Genomic DNA, 21,254 nt, shown 5'->3' with positions numbered 1-21,254 from the left:
AATTGGATTTTGTTAAGGCTTCAATAGTTTATTTTAAAATGAATTATAAGCTTCCTTTCTATAGACTATAGTCTATAGACCATAGACTACAGTCTATAGACTAAATCCCCAGTCTGACAAATAGAAAGAAAAATTGAACCTTTTCCTTGATAATTTGTTTCCCCTATATTCCTAACCCAAATTTTGTATTGTATGGATCTGATGCAACTGCTTCAAGAGCAATTAAGTGGAAATGTATTGACACAAGTAAGTGAGCAAATTGGTGCCAGCGAAGAGCAAACGGCTCAGGCTGCTGGAGGTATTTTTGCTTCTTTGGTAGGTGGTTTGGCAAACAATGCAGCCAGCCCTTCTGGATTATCTGCATTATCAGCTGCATTGGATCGGGATCATGACGGTTCGGTTTTGGATGATATCATGGGATTGGTAGGCGGTATGGCGCAAGGTGCATCGCCTGCAACCAATGGTTTAGGCATCTTAAATCATATTTTAGGAGGAAAACAAGAACAAGTCGCTCAACAAGTCAGTCAGAGTTCCGGGTTGAATATGGGGCAAATCATGAAGTTAATGCCCATTTTGGCACCCATTGTCATGGGATTGATTGGGAAGTTGCGCAATTCAAATACAACACAGGGACAAGGTGCTGGAGGAGGTTTATTTGATCTTGCTTCTATTTTGATGGGATCAGCACAATCTGCACAGGGTGGCGGATTTGGAGATTTGATCGGCACCGTATTGGGTGGCGTGCTAGGAGGTTCACAATCCGCTCCTCAGGAACAACAAACTGCTCAATCACAAGCTCCTCAGGCTGGTGGCTTATTTGGTAAATTACTCGGAAGTATTTTTAAAGGAAGATAATTCATCTTGTTTGTTGCCACTGTTTTGAATAGCATACTGTTTCAAAAGGATTTGGAACAGAATGATCAAAGCAAATAAGGGGATAAGCCAAATGATCCGACTTTGATACCGATCCAAAACTGTTGAAAAACTGCTGCATATAAACGCATTGCAGATTTCAAATACCATCAAGAATAAAATTCCTTGTTTTAATTTAAAGTCCCAATAATTTTCTTTTAAAACAAAAGGAAGTAATAGGATGCACAAAGCCAAATACACAATAACCGTCTGGATTGCATTGAGTATTTTGAAATCCAATAATTTATTGAATTGTAGTCCTGCAAGAAATTCCTTTCTTTCGGAAGGCAAATGAGTTCTAATTTCAATTAATGGTGGAATGGCCATATCACCTGTTGGCGCATCTCCGGTATTGAATTTAAATAGTTGTTTTATGGTTTGTTGAAAACTTTTTAATAAAAACAAGGAGCCAAATTCTGGTGAAATTAATATTGCTTTTATTAAACCTTCATCTTCTGATTTATGCAAATTCCAGTCACCGGAATTTGTTATCGGACTTTTACTATCCCAAATTAAGTCCCAGGGAAGACTGTCTTTTAATGCGCATAAATAGCTTGGAGACTTTGTACAGTGCTTGGTTAAATAAGGTACTAAAAGTTCGTTTTCATGCAACTTATTTAATATAAATGCATGCGATGCCTGGGAGATATTCCATTTATGACTTAAACTATAATTTGTAAAAACTGCAATTACCAAACTAAAACCAATGGGTATTAATAGCTTTAAATAATTATTTGTTCGGTTGTATTTTAATAAACCGATTAAAAAGTAAGAAATGAATACACTAAGAATTGCTATCAATACATGTGAATGGTGGGTGAGAATGCTTGTGATCAAAATAAGATAGAGCGATACCTTGTGAAAGTTGTTAATTTCTGGAACTGTCATTAAAATAAACATGCTGAGAAAAAGACACGAAGTGAATATATCCGGAGTCAGCATGCTTACATTAAAACTTATGCCCGTTGTAATACTTAATCCAGCAATTAAAAGCAAATAATAAAAATTAAACAGTTTATCGTTTATAAAAATGCGAAGCGTTAAATAAATTAAATAGGCTGTGATTAAACTTTGAAAAATTACTACATTCCAAAGTGTGGTAGAAAAACTTAACAGCCTAATGAATAAACCATAAAATATGGGTCTGTCGATCGGCAGGATCAATTCATATCCTGATCGGATATAGGTGCCGGTATCTGGATAAACAAAAGGAAATGAATTGTAAAATGCCAGTCTTAACATTACAATACTTCCCAATAGGATCAATCCAATAACCCGCATACGTTGCCGTATATGCAATGATGATATCATATTCGTAAAGGATAGTTAGTAGTAAAAGCTATGCAGTAATTAAACTAGCTAATGTTTCTTGCTGCTTTAATAAGATAACGAATCAGTATTGAAATTGTAGCAAGAATAGGATGCTTTATTTACTAAAGTAAATGAAATTAAAAAAAGAATGAATTTGAAATAAATTAAAATAAAATTCGTTGGAGCATTTTTATTGTACCTTATCCCCACGCAATATCCGATAACGTTTGCGAGCTTCTACAGCTAAAACGGAGTTGCTAAAATCCACAAATAATTTTTCGTAAAGCTCTTTGGATTTTTCTTTATTGTTGAGCTGGTAGTCGTAAATTTTTGCAAGTTCATAGAGGGAATTGTCAGCACGTATTTCTTCTTTATGTTTTTCAAGAATCAGCTCGTATTTCTGAATAGCTAATTCGGTTTTTTTCTGATGATTATAAATACGCGCTTCCAAAAACCAAACATCATCTTCCAGATATTTTGAATCCGGATCGGTGAAGGGGATTTGATTTAATTTAACAAGGGCAGAATCGTATTGATTTTGAAATACTTTGAGTTCTGCTTGTGAATACAACATTAAGGATTCACCGGTGGTATCCTGGTTTAAATTATCCTGGATAAATACGGATAAATCAATGGCATCGTTTGAAATCAGTTTACTGGTAGCACGCTTTAAAATACTAAACTGTTCCTGTGCCCAACTAAAATCTCCAGCGAAATACGAGAGTCGTGCATTTCGGAACCGGGCCATTTCACCCAACTCGTCTTCCTTAAAATCTTTGTCCACTTGTGAATACAATAAACTGGCTTCCCATCGCTCCCCACTGATCAAATAATAATCAGCTAAATCCAATTTGGCTTGCGCTTTTAAATGCATTTCAATATAATTGCTGTTGACAACTTCCAATAGAATACTGATTGCTTTTGGCAAATTGTTTAAATAGCGAGCTTCCAATTCAGCATATTCTATCAATAAGGATGCAGATAAATAATTGCTGCCAAATTCATTTTTATAATTCTGATAATCCGTTTCGAGCGATAACAAATCCTGGGTTTTATAATCATTCTGATCTACAATCATGCGCCGTCTGCATGCCAGGACCTGGCGATTGGCATCGTGATAATATGAACCCGAAGGTCCGGCTTCCTTAATGTAATTAAAACCATCGATTGCTGTCCGCAAATCATTATCAACCGCTGCGGCCATCGCCAAATTGTAAACACGGGTTCCATTTTCTTTAAGTTTTCGATCCAATGCTTTTGCCTGACGCAATGCTCCGGCATATTCCTTCATCTGAGTTAGAGCCCATTGAAGCAACTCAGCTTCAGGAATGGCTTCTGGATTTTTTTCAAGTCGTTGATAAATTTGTTCCGTCAGAATTTGGTACTGTTCCGGACTTAAATAGGCAATCAATAAACTCTGGACGCTCATGAGCTGAACCGAATTGTTTTCGATCCCATCCAATAAATACCGAACCATGGTTTCGATATCTCCTTTCCTCCGATACAAATCTGCAAGATTGTAGGTAAAATAAGCCTGGGGTTTTAAAATTTTCTCACCTTTTTCATAGGTCTTAATTGCCAGGTCGTATCGCGCATTCTGGATGAACACATTTGCAAGCCGGTGGATTACCGACACATCCGGTCCCAATTTATCGATGGCCTCATTAAATTGTTTTTCAGCTTTCTCCGGTTGATTTCGATTGATTAACAGATTCCCATAAGTAGCATATAAACTCACCTCTTTGGGTCTCTTATTTATTTCTGTGCGAACAATGTTCTCGCATTCTTCATAGCGTTTCAATAGCATCAGGCAATCCAGATATCGACTGAAAAAATTGTCATTTCCTGGATTTTTTTGGTACATGGATTGATACAGGCTAGCCGCTTTTTCATATTCACCATCATTAAAATACTGTTGAGCAAGACGCGGATCCTGGGCCTGCAATCCCGAATTCAAAAACAAAACAAAAAACAAAAGAAACATGCGCATAAGGTCTAAAACGAATTTTTAAGGTAAATAGTTTTTGATGGATTGTAAGGTCCACCACGAGTCCCATTCCCTTCCCCATCCCAAAGCTGGGGTTTAAACCCCAGCTTTGGGATGGGGAAAGATTATTTCAATTTAACTTCAGCAGCCTGGAGAATGTATTTTTCAGTTTCATCCAATGAAACGTAGGCAAAAATCTCACAATGTTCTGGTTTCCAAAGGATGTTGTCTATGGGTAAAGTAAAGTTGTATTCTTGCTCTAAAGCTTGATTCACGGCGATTCCATCAGCAATTTTATCACCAGGAATTGGGGATAGCATTTTACGCAAAGCATGGTTGTGTACAAAGTCAATTAATTTGCCGGTATTATCTAATTGATCCGCAATGATTTCGGATTCTGTAATGCCACAATGGATGTGCAATGGTTTAGAAATTGCAACTAGACCTTTTACTTTTAATGTTACTTTTAATTCTCGGGTGGTTTCATTAAAGCTTTTATCTATAATCAATTCGACCATTGGATCTTTCTTCAATTCCTCTTCTACGATGCCTCGCCAACTATCTGGTGAACCATATCGGTAGGTTTGATTGGCATCATCGTATTTTCGGTTGAAAGCAGCTTCTGGTTTTGAAAACCAGCTGCCTAAAAAGGCTTCAATGGCTTGTGCATCGGGAGTTCTTAAATTTACCTGACCGGCAGTGGCAGGAGCGCCTAGAAAATTGGAATGCACTGCCACCACGACTACATTGTCGGGATACGCATTGCGGATCGCAGTGGTTTGAGCAATTCCTTTTGGACAATTTACACAGGAAGCGCCTGTAAATTCTTCAATCAACACCACGCGTTTCGTTTTTTCAGGTGGGGTCGTGTTGTTATTTAATGGGATTTCGACTTCCCAATCCGAACAAGAAAGGAGAACTGAAATAGAAATTAAAATGAAAAGTATTTTTTTCATATTAGAAATTATTATTAGACTCAAAACAATTTTCGCAAGTAGTAAATACGAATATAAAAATCCATTTTTCAAAATTTGATTCTCGCAAAGACGCAAATTCGCAACGAAATTATATTCCAACTATCAACCATCAACCATCACCTATCACCCATCACCCATCACCCATCACCCATCACCCATCACCCATCACCCATCAACCATCACCCATCACCCATCACCCATCAACCATCAACTATCACCTATCAACCATCACCTATCAACCATCACCTATCAACTTCCTCAAAACGTACTCGTAATACTCAATCGCATCCCGCTAAATGCAGGTTCCAATCTGCAAATACCGCCGGAACAGATGATGCCTTCCCGTTGCTGAACGTATCGCAGTCCGAATCGATTGGATCCTCTTGTATAAACCATTCCACCTGAAATGTAATGCAGATCATCATGTCCTTTGGTAGGTTTAGCATTGTACATATCAGAAATTTCAAATAAGAAATGCGGTGCAATGCCCAATTCTGCCAAACCAAAGATCCAAGAACCGGTGTCATGGTCGTTATTCATATATTGTGATTCTATACGCAAGGATGTTTTGCGTGTAAAGCGATATAAATATTCAACAAACGGTGTGATGGTTTTTACATCTGCTTCACCAACTTTCTGATAGTATAAATCCAAATTAAAAAACTGATGTTGGATACCTCCAGTCAGTTGCCACTTTTGATCGTGTTTATAAATGGCTTCTGCATAAATCTCCCTATAATATTGTTTGTCAAAATTTTTATCCCGAATTTCTGAAAGATTTAAAGACAGATTCCAGTGCTCTCCCAATCCATATTTGATGTCAAATTGATAAGCCATTTCATCTAAAAATTGGGTTGCCGGATAATAGAAGGAAGTTAGGCGAAAGGTGTTTATTTTAGCCATGGGTGGAATGTAGCCGATCAATCCATTGTTTTTACTGAGTAAGGGTTCGGTACGGAATAAAAATCCATCCGTGCGTTTGAATTCAGCAGTAATACCGAGTTTATGTTTGGCATAAGACAAGCTCGTATAAAATACAGTGCCTTCTTTGGATACCAATTTACCGGTGGTAGTTGTTGTAATGGTATCTATTGGATCGCGTTTGATGGCTTTGTCGTCTTCAAAAATATCTTTGGGTTTATATGCAGTTTCAAAATACCAGGAAAAATCTTTCCAGTTTAAATTATTGAAAATGCTTACTGAATTGCTGTTGTAATAGGGATTAAATTGATCTACCGGATGGTAGTTTGAAAGAATTCCTGTCAATTGGTTTACAATGGCCTCACCAAATGTGCGATTTACAAATCCAAAACCGGGGGCAATACTCCAACTGCTGCTATCGGTTGGTTTATAGAATCCCGAAACAGCAACTCCCTTTAATACTGCATTGTAGGAGTCGAATAAATTTTTTTGTTTGCCTACAAATCCACGAACCGACCAATTGTCATTCCATTTATACTTCCCGGATACACCAATTAGCGCATTGTCTATGAGTTGGGCACGTTCTTCATAAGCACGATAAATGATTCCACTGCCTATTTGATCGTAGAGATACCCGGCAGCGACTTCAAACTGATCGGTTTCTTTTTGGATGTACCATTTTCCAATCCCGAAATCTGTATGAGAAGCAACCGGATTCCGTAAATTAGAATTATTAAATGCATCAAAACGGATGGCTCCGGTAAAACCCTGGTAGGAAGCGGTAAGATCCAACCAGGATTCTGATCCAAACAATTGATAGGAGTATTGTGGACTTTTATAGGCTTCCCTCAAACTATCCCGGATAAATAAGTTGGCATTGGTTTGAAATCCCCCTCCCAAAATCAATTGGTCCTGTGCATGTATAAGATTGATATTGAATACAATACAACAAAGCAGGGCTAGTTTTATACTCTGGTTAAACATTCGTTAATTGATTTATGCTGGGATAAAGTAACGGAATATTTTAAAGAATTTTACAGCATCAAAAAACAATTAAATCAAATGAAAACCTTTTCAGCCTTTGGCCTCATCTTGAGTTTTGCACTTTTATCCTTTACAATTGGCGATAAGAAATTTCCTACTGCCAATTTGAAATCCCTGGATGGAAAAGCAGTAAACCTAAATGCGAGCTTTGCAAAAAATAAATTGACCGTTATCAGTTTTTGGGCAACCTGGTGTTCCCCATGTAAAAAAGAACTGGATGCAATCAAACCACTTTACCCTGAATGGCAGAAAATGGGTGTAGAAGTTGTGGCTGTAACGATCGATGACGCACAGGCCTTAAACAAGGTGAAACCATTGGTTAGTCAAAAAGCATGGGATTATACGATACTTTCAGATGCAAATAAAGACATGCTCCGCAATTTAAATTTTCAATCCATTCCGCAAACATTTGTAGTAGATGCAAGCGGCACGATCCTTTATACACACAATGGGTATACCCCCGGAGATGAATATGAACTCGAGAACAAACTCAAGTCATTTTTGAAGTAAAAATTTGCATTCATTTTCATTTTACCAAATCGCTGGAAAACCCTGAATTTTCAGCTAATTTAATGCATTTAAAAGCCTGAAATTGCGGCTTAAAATTGCTATCTTTGCAGTCCATTTTCAATAAAAATATATGACTCAAAAAGGCAGTGATTACAGCGCATCGAGTATACAGGCATTAGAAGGATTAGAAGCTGTACGAAGACGTCCTGGAATGTACATCGGAAGTACCGATGTGAAAGGCTTACACCATTTAGTTTGGGAGGTAATTGATAACTCGATCGATGAGCACCTCGCAGGTCATTGCAGTCATATTCTTGTTAATATCCTACCAGATAATTCCATCCGTGTTGAAGACAATGGACGGGGAATTCCGGTTGATATGCATGAGAAACTCAAGAAATCAGCTCTTGAGGTAGTTATGACCGTATTGCATGCGGGCGGTAAATTTGATAAAGATTCCTATAAAGTTTCAGGTGGTTTGCACGGAGTAGGCGTTTCGTGTGTGAATGCCCTGTCCGCCTACCTTCGGGTGGAAGTTCGCCGGGAAGGGAAGGTGTATATGCAGGAGTATGAGCGAGGAAAGCCAAAAGAATCGGTTCGTGAAATCGGTGAAACAAATTCCAGGGGGACGACGGTAATTTTCAGACCGGATGAAGAAATTTTCGAAACCCTGATTTATAGTTTTGATACACTGGCTCAAAGAATCCGGGAACTCTCTTTTTTAAATAATGGCCTGACAATTTATTTAAAAGACGAACGGGAAGGGCAGCAACGTGAAGAGAAATTCTTTTCAGAAGGGGGTCTCAGAGAGTTTGTTCAGTTTTTAGATCAGGGACGGCCTCCATTAACAGAAAATCCAATTTATGTAACCGGAAAGGAAGAAAATGTTGAAGTGGAAATTGCGATGCAATACAATACCGGTTTTCAGGAAAATGTATTGTCCTATGTAAATAATATTTATACCCGGGAAGGAGGAACCCACCTTAGTGGTTATCGCCGGGCACTAGCACGTGTTTTTAAGCAATATGGGGATTCCAATGGATTTTTCAGTAAGTTGAAAATGGAAATCAGTGGGGAAGACTTTCGGGAAGGATTGACAGCTGTAGTATCTGTCAAAGTTCCGGAACCCCAGTTTAAAGGGCAGACTAAAGGAGAATTGGGTAATTCTGAAGTGGTTGGCGTGGTTTCACGAATTGTCGGAGATGCCCTGATGGCATTTCTTGAACAAAACCCAAAAGAAGCACGCCGTATTATTGATAAAGTCATCTTAGCTGCAACTGCCAGACATGCTGCTCGCAAAGCACGTGAAATGGTTCAGCGGAAAAATGTATTAACCGGAGGCGGACTTCCCGGAAAATTGGCAGACTGTTCGTCGCGTTCTGCAGAAGAATCTGAGTTGTTTTTAGTTGAGGGAGATAGTGCGGGTGGAACAGCTAAACAAGGGCGTAACAGAAATTTTCAAGCCATCCTTCCTTTGCGTGGTAAAATTCTGAATGTTGAAAAAGCATTGGAGTATAAAATATATGAAAACGAAGAAATCAAGAATATGTTTACTGCATTGGGCGTCCACATCATTGAAGATGAAGACGGTCAGCGCAAATTAAATATTGATAAACTTCGTTACCACAAAGTAGTGATCATGTGCGACGCGGACGTGGATGGTTCGCATATTACAACACTGATTCTTACATTCTTTTACAGGTACATGGTTGAATTAATTCAGAATGGACATTTATTTATTGCACGACCTCCTTTGTATTTAGTAAAGAAAGGAAAAGAAGCAAAATATGCCTGGAATGAAAAAGAGCGCATAGCCATTGTTGAAGAATTGGGCAAAGGAAAAGAAGACAGTGTGCACATTCAACGATATAAAGGTTTGGGTGAAATGAACGCCGAACAATTATGGGAAACTACCATGGATCCTGCACGAAGAATCTTAAGCCGGGTAGATATTGAAGATGCATCCAATGCAAGTTATTATTTTTCAATTTTAATGGGAGAAGATGTTCCGCCCCGCAGGGATTTTATAGAAAAACATGCGGTATATGCGAATATTGATATCTAGTTTAGCTTGAATTAAAGTTTGAAATTCATTTTTACAGTTTTAATTTTTTTGTGTGGACGATTTATTTAAAAAGCTGGTCTCTCATTGCAAAGAATACGGATTCATTTATCCATCATCTGAAATTTATGATGGCTTAAGCGCTGTATATGATTATGCACCCAATGGCGTTGAATTAAAAAATAATATTAAAGCGTATTGGTGGAAAAGCATGGTGCAAATGCATCAACACATTGTAGGTCTGGATGCAGCCATTTTTATGCACCCTAAAACCTGGAAAGCCTCCGGTCACGTCGATGCATTTAATGATCCTTTAGTTGATAATAAGGATTCAAAAAAAAGGTACCGCGCCGATCAGTTGATCGAAAATTATCTTGATAAACTGGACGAAAAAATTAATAAGGAAGTTGAAAAAGCGCAGAAGCGTTTTGGAGAAAGTTTCGATGAAAAATTATACCGTGGAACCAATCCAAGGATTCAGGAAATAAAGACGAAATGGAATCAAGTCAATGATCGATTGGTCCAGTCTATGGCTTCAAACGACATGGCCGGACTCAAACAACTGATAGAAGATTGTGAAATAGCAGATCCTGATTCTGGTTCAAGAAATTGGACGGAAGTCCGTCAGTTTAATCTGATGTTTAATACCCAATTAGGAAACATTGCAGGAGAAGAAGGCAAACTCTATTTACGACCGGAAACGGCTCAGGGTATTTTTGTAAATTTTTTAAATGTTCAAAAAACCAGTCGTTTAAAAATTCCATTTGGCATTGCGCAAATTGGAAAGGCATTTAGAAATGAAATCGTAGCGCGCCAATTTATTTTCCGGATGCGAGAATTCGAACAAATGGAAATGCAGTTTTTTGTCAAGCCGGGAGAAGAAATGCAATGGTACGAATATTGGAAATCCAAGCGCATGGCCTGGCATTTGGCATTGGGTACACCTGCAAATAAACTGAAGTTTCATAACCATGAAAATTTAGCTCATTATGCAAATGCAGCCGTTGATATCCAGTTTGATTTTCCATTTGGATTTAAGGAACTGGAAGGAATTCATTCGCGTACAGATTTTGATTTAAAAAGTCACCAGGAATTATCAGGCAAGAAATTGCAGTATTTTGATCCGGAATCAAATGAAAATTACATTCCCTATGTTGTTGAAACTTCTATAGGATGTGACCGGATGTTTTTAGCTATGTTGAGTAATGCGTATACTGAAGAATCCGTACCGGATGCTGAAGGCGATGCTTCTACGCGGGTAGTATTAAAATTGCATCCCGCCATTGCTCCGGTTAAATGCGCCATTTTGCCCTTGTTAAAAAATAAACCTGAATTGGTAGACAAAGCAAAAGCAATTTTTGAAGACTTAAAATTTGCTTTTTTATGCCAATACGATGACAAAGATGCAATTGGCAGACGCTATCGACGCCAGGATGCCATTGGAACCCCTTTTTGTGTTACGATTGATTTTGAAAGTTTGGAAAACGATACAGTTACCATTCGGAATCGGGATAGTTTGAAACAAGAGCGCGTATCCATAGCTGCGATTGAGAAAATAATTGCAGACAAAATTTCCTGGAAGACTTTATTTGAAAATTAGTGAATGGAAATAATTTACACGGATCAAGACCGCCCCACAACGGAAGAAATTATTGATTTGTATTTAAGCGCTGGACTTAAACGGCCTGTAGAAGATACCGAACGTATTGCAAGGATGTATGCAAATTCAAATTTGATTGTTACGGCGCGGATGAATGGACAACTTATAGGAGTATCCCGAGCCTTAACAGATCATGGGTTTTGTTGTTATCTTTCAGATCTTGCAGTCCGCAAGGAATTTCAATCTGCCGGAATAGGAAAACAATTGGTGTCCATGACAAAAAAAATTGTTGGAGATCAGTGTATGTTGTTACTTTTGGCTGCAGCAAATGCAATTGAATATTATCCAAAAATTGGAATGGATGCAGTAGATAACGGATTTATAATTAAGCGGAGTATTTAACTGCAAGCTAACATGATTATCCCTTGATATATTTTTCATGGACTTCAATTACGATCAGGAATTTATAGATATTATAGGTGCATCAGAACACAATCTGAAGGACGTGTCTGTAAAAATTCCACGCAACCAGTTAGTTGTGATTACTGGAATTTCAGGTAGTGGAAAATCCTCTTTGGCATTCGATACAATTTATGCTGAAGGACAAAGACGTTATATGGAAACATTCTCCCATTATGCACGACAGTTTATTGGAAATATCGAAAGACCTCAGGTTGAAAAAATTGATGGATTAAGTCCGGTGATTTCTATCGAACAAAAAACAACCGGTTGGAATCCACGATCAACTGTTGGGACCATTACCGAAGTATATGATTTATTTCGTTTACTCTATGCCCGCGCAGCGGATGCGTATTCTCATGCTACGGGTAACAAGATGGTTCGCTATTCTGAAGATCAAATGTTGGAGTTAATCCAAAAACAGTTTGTCCATAAACAAATAAGCATTCTTGCACCTTTGGTGCGTTCCAGAAAAGGTCATTACCGTGAGTTGTTTGATCAAATTCGGAAGCAAGGATTTAATAAAGTACGAGTAGATGGTGTTATTCAGGAATTAAAACCTGGATTGCAAGTGGATCGTTTTAAAATTCACGACATTGAGGTATTGATTGACCGGATCCAGGTTAATCCTGAAAAATCGGAACGACTGAGTTATAGCATTCAGACTGCATTAAAAATTGGTCAGGATGTTTTGTTTATACTTGTTCAAGATGAAAACAAATTAATACCATTCAGCAAGCGATTGATGGATGTGGAATCAGGTTTGTCTTATGATGAACCTTCACCCAATAGCTTTTCTTTTAATTCACCTTATGGCGCTTGTCCTGAGTGTAAAGGCTTAGGAGTTATGCATTCGGTAGATATGGACAAAGTGATTCCGGATGATTCTAAAACAATTCATGAAGGGGGCATTGTGCCTTTGGGTGAAGTTCGGGAAAATTATTTGTTTAAGCAGTTAAAGCAGATTGCGGACCGTCATAAATTTTCGTTTTCAACACCTGTAAAGAAAATACCTAAGAAAGTTCTGGATACCATTTTATTTGGAGGGGATGATTCCTATCCGGCGCCAACAGAAAATGTTTGGTTTGAAGGATCATACCATTTGGCTTTTGAAGGCTTGACAAACATGCTGAAACGTTGGTATCGTGACACCAGTTCGGAGAAAATTCGGCAATTTGCTGAAGACTTTATGGTTGTTACCGATTGTGAAGTATGTAAAGGAAGCAGATTAAAACAAGAGAGCCTTTACTTTAAAATTGACGAGCGAAATATTTCTGAATTAGCACAAATGGATATTTCGGATTTGGATAATTGGTTAAAAAATTTGGAAGATCGATTGTCAGGAAAACAAAAAATTATTGCGAAAGATATTCTAAAAGAAATAAAAGCCCGCATCGGATTTTTATTATACGTTGGATTGGATTATTTGAATTTAAATCGATCCGCCATCAGTTTGTCAGGAGGTGAATCGCAACGCACGCGATTAGCAACACAAATTGGTTCGCAATTGACTGGCATCACCTATATCTTGGATGAACCTTCTATTGGTTTGCATCAACGGGATAACCACCGATTGATAAAATCATTGCGTGAGCTTTCTGATATTGGAAATACCGTGTTGGTAGTTGAGCACGACAAGGATATTATGATGGCCTCTGATTATATTATTGATCTCGGACCCGGCGCAGGTGTTCATGGAGGTGTATTGGTTGCCGAAGGAAGTCCTGAAGAGTTTATAAAAAAGAATTCTTTGACGGCGGAATATTTATCAGGTCGAAAAAATATTGCCATTCCTGAAAAAAGACGCAAGGGAAATGGAAACTATGTGGTTTTATATGGAGCGTGTGGACACAATTTAAAAAACCTGAGCATTAAATTTCCATTGGGATGTTTTATATGTGTAACCGGAGTTTCCGGAAGTGGAAAATCCAGTTTGATAAATGAAACCCTGTATCCGATTTTAAGGGCGCATTTTTATAAGAGTTTGCAGCGCCCATTGCAATATGAGAAAATTGAAGGACTTGAATTTTTAGATAAAGTAATTGAAATTGATCAGGAACCCATTGGCAGAACTCCACGTTCGAATCCAGCAACCTATACCGGAGTTTTTACAGAGATTAGAAATTTATTTACCGGTTTACCTGAAGCAAAAATCAGGGGTTATAAACCAGGCCGTTTTTCATTTAATGTAAAAGGCGGTCGTTGTGAAGTTTGTGAGGGTGGTGGAATGAAAGTAATAGAAATGAATTTTTTACCGGATGTATATGTACACTGCGAATCTTGCAATGGAAAGCGATACAACCGGGAAACATTGGAGATTTTATATAAAGGCAAATCCATCGGAGATGTTCTGGATATGACGGTTGAAGAGGCAACAGTATTTTTTGAACATGTTCCGGCAATTTATAGAAAATTAAAAACCCTTTGTGATGTAGGATTAACGTATATCACGTTAGGACAACAGGCTACAACACTTTCAGGTGGTGAAGCGCAACGGGTAAAACTATCGGAAGAATTATCTAAACGCGATACGGGACAAACCTTATATATTCTTGACGAACCAACTACCGGATTGCATTTTGAAGACATCCAACACCTAATTCTTGTTTTACAAAAACTGGTAGATCGGGGCAACACTGTTATGGTGATTGAGCACAATCTGGATGTGATAAAAGTTGCAGACTATGTATTGGATTTAGGTCCTGATGGGGGAAAATACGGTGGCAACATTGTTGCATTTGGTACGCCAGAACAATTGACCACTGTGAAAGAAAGTTATACGGGTCAATTTCTGAAAACTGAACTGGCTGAATTGTTATCTTAAGAAATGCCTCGAATGCAGAAAAGGAAGTCGAATGGAAGAAAGAAGAATAGCCACGAATGCACGAATGGAGGACGAATAGAAGAAAGAAAGAAGAAAAGCCACGAATGCACGAATGGAAGATGAAAGAAAGAAGGATAGCCACGAATGCACGAATGGAAGATGAAAGAAAGAAGAAATGCCACGAATGCACGAATTAAAGACGAATTATTAAAATATTCTTCGAATCTTCATTCGTGTTTTCGTTCGTGTCTTCATTCGTGCATTCGTGGCTGCTCTTCGCATTTCAATTCATGCATTCGTGGCAACTCTTCCTATTAATTTTTAATAAATTTCAAGCTTCTCAAAGGATTATTACCTTCAGCAACATTTAATAAATAAAAACCGGAAGCTAATTGCTCCACAGGAATATTGATTTTATTAAATCCCGGATAGAAAGATTGTTTCCATTTTCGAATTAGTTTGCCTTGGGCATCATTTATAAATAAATCAATGCTCATGGATTTATCCAAAGTTGCTTCTAAAAACAATTCTTGAGTAATGAAATTATTGTTCAGATTTAATTCTTGGATAACAGATTCAATAATGGAGGTATTGATTTTACATGAAAGTGTTCTGCGAATCTGACCCCGCACTTCTCCGGCAGGATTTGCTGCAGTGTGTACATTGATATACGCTCCATCTTTATCAATTTTGCCAGCAACTGTTCCGGTAATTGGAAGCACATTAGTTGTAAACGGATTGGGTAAATCCAAAGGAACTAAAACAGGTCCGTTTGCACCAAAATTTGCATTATAAATTTGTGCAGACGTTGCATCTCCATTTAAATTTTGAACAATCATTCCATAATCTAATTCAGTATTTGCTTTGTTTACTGCAACATAAGCTGCTCCATAAGCAGGAACATTTTTAACGGGGATTTCCTGGTCACCACACAGATCAAAAGCAAATGATTTTAAAAGATTGTTTTCAATTTGTCCACGAATTTCACCTCCTGGATTAGCATCGGTATGAATGTTAAAATACAGTTCATCTTTAAAAAAGGCAGTCAACATATCTCCACTGATTGGAGCTTGTCCAAAGTATATCCCCGGGAAATTTGAAGGAGTTAAAGCGGTAAAGATAGGCCCATTTTTACCAGCAGCACCATTGTGAATGTGCGCAGCTGTAGGAACCAGGCCATCAAAACCAACTAAATAAAACAAAGTATCCATATCCGGATAATTAAGTGCTGCGTATCCAAATCCTTTAGCACTACTGTTATTTGGTGGATTTTCCTGACTTCCGTTCATTACCCCATAGCCATTTGCTAATGCATCCAGTTGCAATTGACCTCTGATTTCTCCATCAGGATTTGCGGCAGTACGAATATTTACATAAGCCCCGGTAAAAAATGCAGCAAATAAAACTTGTTGAACTACATTGGGATCTTCAATAGTTCCAGTCAAAACGATTCCATCTTGTAAATCAGCAATGACAGGGCCAGTGCTGAAAGCATCTCCTGCATGAATATGTGCTGCTGTCACCGGACCGCTGAGTCCGGAATACATGATTTTATATTCCATGCGGGTTAAATTTGGAGAGATTCGGATGGCACCCAGTCCGAATGCCTGTCCTGGTACGGGAGGAATTTGGGATGCACCAGAGATCACAGTAGATAAAATAATTTCAGATTTCCAATTGAGTTGTCCTCTGATTTCTCCATTTGGAAAACCGGTGGTAAACACATTTACATAAAGTTCTCCAAAAAATGAAGCTGCTAAAAACCCAGGAGGCGTCTTAAAAACTCCTTTAATACGACTTCCAGAAATCATTGTTCCTAAATCTATAAAAACTGGACCGGTTGTATCACTCGTTCCTAAATGGATACGGCAACCAATGATATTTCCAGTTAAATTAGTAAAAGCACCATGCACGTAAACTTCACTCCGATCTTCAGAAACCAGAAACGTCATCAGACCCAATGCATCACCGCGTACAGGTGGAACTTCATTTGAAGTATTCATTTCTGCAACGAACATCATTTGTCCGTTTTCGGCCTGCACACTTACAGGTTGCATCGCGAGGCAGAAAAATAAAAAACTTAATAAATAGGTAAAATTTTTGTTCATAGTAGAAACATTTATGATTAGTAAATTAATATCAAAATGTCGGGAAATCGGGAATTGAAAAATGGGCTTATAATGTATATCGAACAAACTTAAGAAATGTTTCGTTCAAATTTAAGTAAAATTGATTTAACCCTTAATAGCCTAAAGTCATTTAGGGTATTAGAAAATTTTAAATCCAGAAAACAAGGGGAGGTGTAATATGCTCTTAAAATGCATTTGGTGACTCCTTATCCAGCCCTCCTCACTCCAATTAATTCATCCTGCGATTGTGCGGGATGTGTGTTACACTCCCATAATTCGTCCTGCGAGTACGCGGGATGTCCGCTTCGCTCCCATAATTCTTAATTTTTAATTCTTAATTCTTAATTGAATTAACCCAGCACCTTCTTAGCTGCATTGATAACATCCTCTATTCCCAGACCATATTTTATCAAGAGCTCCATGGGTTTGCCCGATTCGCCGAAGGAATCATTGACTGCAACGTATTCCTGCCGGCAAGGATGATGCTGCACAAGGATCTGAGCAATTGAATCGCCCAAGCCCCCATTGCGTTGGTGTTCTTCGCAGCTGACCACTTTATTGGTTTTTCGAACGGATTTCAAAATACAATCTACGTCGATTGGTTTTATTGTATGAATGTTGATGAGTTCGCAATCGATTCCTTGTTTTTCTAATTCACGACAGGCTTCCAGTGCCTGCCAAACCATGTGTCCTGTTGCAAAAATGCTTAAATCTTTTCCTTCTTTCAGAACCAGTCCTTTTCCGATTTCAAACGGTTGATTTTCTAAAAATACAGGCCAATCCGGACGACCAAATCGAAGATATACCGGCCCCTTCCAATTTGCAATAGCTTTCGTAGCTTCTTTGGTTTGGTGAGCATCTGCAGGATTAATAACGGTCATGCCCGGAAGCATTTTCATTAATCCAATATCTTCTAATATCTGATGTGTTGCTCCGTCTTCACCTAAAGTCACTCCGGCATGAGACGCGCAAATTTTTACATTTTTATCTGAGTATGCAATGGATTGACGAATCTGATCGTACACTCTTCCGGTACTAAAATTCGCAAACGTTCCGGTATAAGGAATTTTACCAACCGTTGCCATACCAGCAGCCATTCCCATCATATTTGCTTCAGAAATTCCTGTCTGAAAAAAACGGTTTGGAAATTCTTTTTCGAACGCATCCATTTTTAATGATCCAACCAAATCAGCACACAATCCGACAACCCGGGAATCTAATCGACCGGCTTCAAGAAAACCTTCCCCAAATCCATTTCGGGTTGCAGATTTTTTAGTTGATTGGTAGAGATCCCAGGACATGGTGGATAATTTAGAATTACAAATTTAAAATTACGAATTACGAATTACGAATTGATATGAATGAAATGACATAATTTTTTATTAAATATTAATTACGAATTAAAAATTCGTAATTCGTAATTTTAAATTCGTAATTGATTAATAGTCTCCATAAGTTTCTTCCAATTGACTTAAGGCTAAAGCGGTTTGTTCGGCATTGGGAGCGACTCCGTGCCATTTGTGAGAGCCCATCATAAAATCAACTCCAAAGCCCATGCTTGTTTTCATCAGGATTACGATTGGTTTTCCTTTGCCTGTTTTTGATTTTGCCAATGTAAGCACGTTAAGGACATCTTCCATATTATTGCCATTCATATGCATAACATCCCAACCGAAACTATTCCATTTTGCTGGCAGGTCACCTAATGACATTACTTTGTCGTTTGGGCCATCAATTTGTTGGCCATTCCAGTCAACGGTAAGAATCAGATTGTCAGCTTTATAATGTGCGGCAGCCAATACGGCTTCCCAGATTTGGCCTTCCTGCAATTCACCATCTCCGGTTAAAACATATACTAAACCCGGATCTGAATCCAATTTTTTTGCCAAAGCAGCTCCCAATGCAGCACTGACACCCTGTCCTAAAGAACCTGAAGCAATGCGCACACCAGGTAGGTGTTCATGAGTTGTTGGGTGACCTTGCAATCTGGAATTTATTTTTCTAAACGTATTCAATTCTTCAATTGGAAAGTAGCCAGAACGCGCTAATACGGAATAAAACACAGGAGAAATATGACCGTTGGAAAGGAAAAAAAGGTCTTCTCCAATGCCTTCCATTTGAAAGGGTAATTTTTTTTGGAGCACATTAAAATACAAAGCCGTCAGAAAATCGGCACAACCCAAAGAACCACCCGGATGCCCGCTGGCGCATTGGTGGGTTTGTCTGATGATATCCCTGCGAACCTGGGATGCCATACGCTTTAATTCTCCTATCTCCATTTCGCAGGCAAAAGTAGATTAAATAAAGAATTTTTCTATATGTTTTTAAAATCCAGACTGATTTCTGACAAGCGAGGCTTGGCAAATCCGCATTATCTTCGCGGTCTATCAAATTTTCCGTTCATGGACAAAGTAAAAATTGGGATCAGCTGTGGGGATATCAACAGTATCAGTTTAGAGGTAATCCTTAAGGCACTCAACAACGAACAAATATTTAAGAACATCATCCCCATCATTTATGGGAATATCAAGATTGTATCATACCATAAAAACATTGCGCTGCTTGAAAATTTAAGTATCAATATAATTGGCCAGGGGGAGAGACCCCGTCCTGGTAGAATCAATCTGGTCAATTGCTGGAATGACAATGTAACGATCACCTTAGGGAAAGCAAGTCCAGATGGAGGCAAATTTGCCCAAATTGCCTTAGAACGAGCAGTGGATGATGTGTTGAAATCTGAAATTGACGCCTTGGTTACAGGTCCTGTAAATAAATTGTCTATGCGGATGGCCGGGTTTAATTACTCAGGACATACCGGATATTTAAAAGACAAGGCAGAAGTAAATGATTGCCTGATGTTTATGGTTTCAGACCGGATTAAAATCGGTTTGGTTACCGATCATGTGGCGGTGTCTTCGATTGCTTCTCAGATTACGAAGGAAAGTGTATTGAGTAAGTTGCGGATCATGGAACAATCGCTGATGTCGGATTTTGGAATTGAGAAGCCCCATATTGCTGTATTGGGTTTAAATCCGCATGCTGGCGAGGAAGGACTCATTGGATCTGAAGATGAAGAAATTATCCGACCAGCAATTATAGAAGCCAAAAAAGCCGGTTTATTTGTTGCTGGACCTTATTCTGCAGATGGATTTTTTGGAAGTGGCCATTTCAGTAAATTTGATGGCATTTTGGCAATGTATCATGATCAAGGTTTAATTCCTTTTAAAAACATGTCATATTACGAAGGTGTAAATTATACAGCTGGTTTGAATTTTGTTCGAACTTCACCGGATCATGGAACTGCTTTTGATATTGCAGGAAAAAATGAAGCAGATCCTCGTTCTATGATCCATGCAATATATACAGCAAAAGACATTTACTTACAGCGTAAAGGCTTTCATGAAATGCGTGAAAATGTATTAAAGAAAAGGCCAAAGCTATCAGAAGAATCGAGCGAGTAGGTTAAAATCACTCTATTATCATTCGTCTAGGTTTGAGATTGGTTTACTTAGACCCCGACAACTTTGGCTGGGGCAAAGTTACTAAATTCTTGACTTGCGTTTCTTCTTTTGTACTCCTTTTATAGTTTTTGCAGGAATAGATTTTTTAACCGGGTTTGAAACAAAAATCGGTTTAATCATTTTGTTTTGAAGAGATTCCATAGTATGAATTTCTCTTTTAGGAGTTTCAACAATCAATTCTTCTTTTAGCTCCGTTTTATAATCCAATAAATCCAGATTGTATTTTTGAATTGTGCGAATTAATCGTTCGGCATAATTGGGATCGGTTGCATATCCACACCTTTTAAGTCCATAAGCCCATGAAGTATAATCTGTTTTAGAAAGACTAAATAATTCTTTGTAACGGGGGCGATTCATTAAAAAATCGCTGTGGTCTTTATAGGAATCAATGGCTGAAGAATAGGATCGAAAACAAGAAGCAATCAACTGACCGGAAGCATTGTAATCATCATCTTCGTATTGATAGGTTTCTCCGTTCCAATTGTTTTTACATTTAATGCCAAAATGATTATTTGCCTGAATGGCAAGTTCACTGCGACCGGCCATGGATTCAAGCAGTCCTTGTGCCATTTTAATACTGGCAGGGATGCCGCTGCGATCCATTTCGCTGATAGCAAGAAATTTAAATTGTTCGATGTATTTTTCCTGAACAGAAACCGGACGGGCAGAGACCATCAGGAATAAAACGAAAGGCATAACCAATAGCCTTAAAATGGGATGATATGGGGGCACTAATTTCATTTTGGTAATGATTCGCTTTACAGATGCAAAAATAATACCAATTTTGAAACCGCCAAGGGGGTAATAATATATATAATGTTATATTACAATTAATTATAAAGTGTTTTATTTTGTAATATGTATTTTGGAGTATAAAATAGTTGATAGTTGAGAGTTGATAGGATGTCCTTACTTCAAATAGCTTGATTTTTTAAATAAATTAAAGATCGTGTTGATGATGGTAGCTTTTTCTTTTTTGAGCATTATTTATCTAGGC

The 21,254-nt window shown here is 38.2% G+C and carries 16 protein-coding genes; 8 read left to right on the top strand and 8 right to left on the bottom strand.

The annotated features are described in order from the left end of the window. Window positions 1-192 precede the first annotated feature (192 nt). On the top strand, window positions 193-855 hold the full coding sequence (locus IPJ80_04755; protein ID MBK7912790.1) for a DUF937 domain-containing protein: 663 nt from the start codon (window positions 193-195) through the stop codon (window positions 853-855). Here the strand turns inward: IPJ80_04755 and IPJ80_04750 are convergent. The 4 genes from IPJ80_04750 to IPJ80_04735 form a co-directional block, all read right to left on the bottom strand. After that, window positions 826-2,223 (bottom strand): hypothetical protein, encoded by a 1,398-nt coding sequence (locus tag IPJ80_04750; protein MBK7912789.1) that lies wholly within the window; start codon window positions 2,221-2,223, stop codon window positions 826-828. The two genes, IPJ80_04755 and IPJ80_04750, sit on opposite strands and share 30 nt — an antisense overlap. Window positions 2,224-2,413: 190 nt before the next feature. Continuing rightward, the gene (locus IPJ80_04745) at window positions 2,414-4,213 is read right to left on the bottom strand and encodes a tetratricopeptide repeat protein (GenBank protein ID MBK7912788.1); all 1,800 of its coding nucleotides are present in this window, start codon (window positions 4,211-4,213) and stop codon (window positions 2,414-2,416) included. A 122-nt stretch (window positions 4,214-4,335) separates the two neighbouring features. After that, window positions 4,336-5,166: an Omp28-related outer membrane protein gene (locus IPJ80_04740; GenBank protein MBK7912787.1), complete on the bottom strand. Its 831-nt coding sequence runs from the start codon at window positions 5,164-5,166 to the stop codon at window positions 4,336-4,338. Window positions 5,167-5,445: 279 nt separating this feature from the next. Beyond that, window positions 5,446-7,092: a hypothetical protein gene (locus IPJ80_04735; protein MBK7912786.1), complete on the bottom strand. Its 1,647-nt coding sequence runs from the start codon at window positions 7,090-7,092 to the stop codon at window positions 5,446-5,448. Window positions 7,093-7,170: 78 nt separating this feature from the next. Between IPJ80_04735 and IPJ80_04730 the strand changes: the two genes are divergently transcribed. The 6 genes from IPJ80_04730 (at window position 7,171) to IPJ80_04705 (ending at window position 14,804) form a co-directional block, all read left to right on the top strand. After that, window positions 7,171-7,662 carry a TlpA family protein disulfide reductase gene (locus tag IPJ80_04730; protein ID MBK7912785.1) on the top strand — a complete coding sequence of 164 codons (492 nt, stop codon included), beginning with the start codon at window positions 7,171-7,173 and terminating at the stop codon, window positions 7,660-7,662. Between the two features lie 130 nt (window positions 7,663-7,792). Further along, window positions 7,793-9,727: a DNA topoisomerase (ATP-hydrolyzing) subunit B gene (gene gyrB / locus IPJ80_04725; GenBank protein ID MBK7912784.1), complete on the top strand. Its 1,935-nt coding sequence runs from the start codon at window positions 7,793-7,795 to the stop codon at window positions 9,725-9,727. Window positions 9,728-9,779: 52 nt separating this feature from the next. Further along, on the top strand, window positions 9,780-11,324 hold the full coding sequence (locus IPJ80_04720) for a glycine--tRNA ligase (protein ID MBK7912783.1): 1,545 nt from the start codon (window positions 9,780-9,782) through the stop codon (window positions 11,322-11,324). Window positions 11,325-11,327: 3 nt separating this feature from the next. Then, a complete protein-coding gene (locus tag IPJ80_04715) occupies window positions 11,328-11,726 on the top strand; it encodes a GNAT family N-acetyltransferase (GenBank protein MBK7912782.1) in 399 nt (132 codons plus the stop codon). Between the two features lie 37 nt (window positions 11,727-11,763). After that, complete coding sequence (uvrA, locus tag IPJ80_04710) at window positions 11,764-14,607, top strand: excinuclease ABC subunit UvrA (protein ID MBK7912781.1); 2,844 nt, start codon at window positions 11,764-11,766, stop codon at window positions 14,605-14,607. A gap of 56 nt (window positions 14,608-14,663) precedes the next feature. Then, the gene (locus tag IPJ80_04705; GenBank protein MBK7912780.1) at window positions 14,664-14,804 is read left to right on the top strand and encodes a hypothetical protein; all 141 of its coding nucleotides are present in this window, start codon (window positions 14,664-14,666) and stop codon (window positions 14,802-14,804) included. A 117-nt stretch (window positions 14,805-14,921) separates the two neighbouring features. Here the strand turns inward: IPJ80_04705 and IPJ80_04700 are convergent, their stop codons facing one another. From IPJ80_04700 to IPJ80_04690, 3 genes are all read right to left on the bottom strand, one after another. Beyond that, window positions 14,922-16,715, bottom strand: coding sequence for a CHRD domain-containing protein (locus IPJ80_04700; protein ID MBK7912779.1), 1,794 nt, complete (start codon window positions 16,713-16,715; stop codon window positions 14,922-14,924). A gap of 371 nt (window positions 16,716-17,086) precedes the next feature. Beyond that, window positions 17,087-18,037: a transketolase family protein gene (locus IPJ80_04695; GenBank protein MBK7912778.1), complete on the bottom strand. Its 951-nt coding sequence runs from the start codon at window positions 18,035-18,037 to the stop codon at window positions 17,087-17,089. Window positions 18,038-18,175: 138 nt separating this feature from the next. Then, complete coding sequence (locus tag IPJ80_04690; protein MBK7912777.1) at window positions 18,176-19,015, bottom strand: transketolase; 840 nt, start codon at window positions 19,013-19,015, stop codon at window positions 18,176-18,178. 123 nt (window positions 19,016-19,138) lie between these two features. On the opposite strand from IPJ80_04690, the gene pdxA reads away from it, so the two are divergent. Continuing rightward, the gene (pdxA, locus tag IPJ80_04685) at window positions 19,139-20,197 is read left to right on the top strand and encodes a 4-hydroxythreonine-4-phosphate dehydrogenase PdxA (GenBank protein MBK7912776.1); all 1,059 of its coding nucleotides are present in this window, start codon (window positions 19,139-19,141) and stop codon (window positions 20,195-20,197) included. Window positions 20,198-20,278: 81 nt separating this feature from the next. Here pdxA and IPJ80_04680 read toward each other — a convergent pair whose 3' ends face one another. Continuing rightward, complete coding sequence (locus IPJ80_04680; protein ID MBK7912775.1) at window positions 20,279-20,932, bottom strand: glucosaminidase domain-containing protein; 654 nt, start codon at window positions 20,930-20,932, stop codon at window positions 20,279-20,281. Window positions 20,933-21,254: the final 322 nt, after the last annotated feature.

This window comes from Saprospiraceae bacterium (genome assembly GCA_016714025.1).
In the GTDB taxonomy this organism is placed as follows: domain Bacteria; phylum Bacteroidota; class Bacteroidia; order Chitinophagales; family Saprospiraceae; genus Vicinibacter.
This window is presented reverse-complemented; position numbering and strand designations above follow the sequence as displayed.

Excerpts from the sequence above, each read along its gene's own strand:
- IPJ80_04730 (MBK7912785.1), top strand. The coding sequence starts at position 7,171 with ATGAAAACCTTTTCAGCCTTTGGCCTCATCTTGAGTTTTGCACTTTTA.
- IPJ80_04715 (MBK7912782.1), top strand. The coding sequence starts at position 11,328 with ATGGAAATAATTTACACGGATCAAGACCGCCCCACAACGGAAGAAATT.
- uvrA (MBK7912781.1), top strand. The coding sequence starts at position 11,764 with ATGGACTTCAATTACGATCAGGAATTTATAGATATTATAGGTGCATCA.
- pdxA (MBK7912776.1), top strand. The coding sequence starts at position 19,139 with ATGGACAAAGTAAAAATTGGGATCAGCTGTGGGGATATCAACAGTATC.
- IPJ80_04700 (MBK7912779.1), bottom strand. The coding sequence starts at position 16,715 with ATGAACAAAAATTTTACCTATTTATTAAGTTTTTTATTTTTCTGCCTC.
- IPJ80_04680 (MBK7912775.1), bottom strand. The coding sequence starts at position 20,932 with ATGGTCTCTGCCCGTCCGGTTTCTGTTCAGGAAAAATACATCGAACAA.
- IPJ80_04705 (MBK7912780.1), top strand. The coding sequence starts at position 14,664 with ATGCACGAATGGAGGACGAATAGAAGAAAGAAAGAAGAAAAGCCACGA.
- IPJ80_04745 (MBK7912788.1), bottom strand. The coding sequence starts at position 4,213 with ATGCGCATGTTTCTTTTGTTTTTTGTTTTGTTTTTGAATTCGGGATTG.
- IPJ80_04695 (MBK7912778.1), bottom strand. The coding sequence starts at position 18,037 with ATGTCCTGGGATCTCTACCAATCAACTAAAAAATCTGCAACCCGAAAT.
- IPJ80_04690 (MBK7912777.1), bottom strand. The coding sequence starts at position 19,015 with ATGGAGATAGGAGAATTAAAGCGTATGGCATCCCAGGTTCGCAGGGAT.
- IPJ80_04735 (MBK7912786.1), bottom strand. The coding sequence starts at position 7,092 with ATGTTTAACCAGAGTATAAAACTAGCCCTGCTTTGTTGTATTGTATTC.
- IPJ80_04750 (MBK7912789.1), bottom strand. The coding sequence starts at position 2,223 with ATGATATCATCATTGCATATACGGCAACGTATGCGGGTTATTGGATTG.
- gyrB (MBK7912784.1), top strand. The coding sequence starts at position 7,793 with ATGACTCAAAAAGGCAGTGATTACAGCGCATCGAGTATACAGGCATTA.
- IPJ80_04755 (MBK7912790.1), top strand. The coding sequence starts at position 193 with ATGGATCTGATGCAACTGCTTCAAGAGCAATTAAGTGGAAATGTATTG.
- IPJ80_04740 (MBK7912787.1), bottom strand. The coding sequence starts at position 5,166 with ATGAAAAAAATACTTTTCATTTTAATTTCTATTTCAGTTCTCCTTTCT.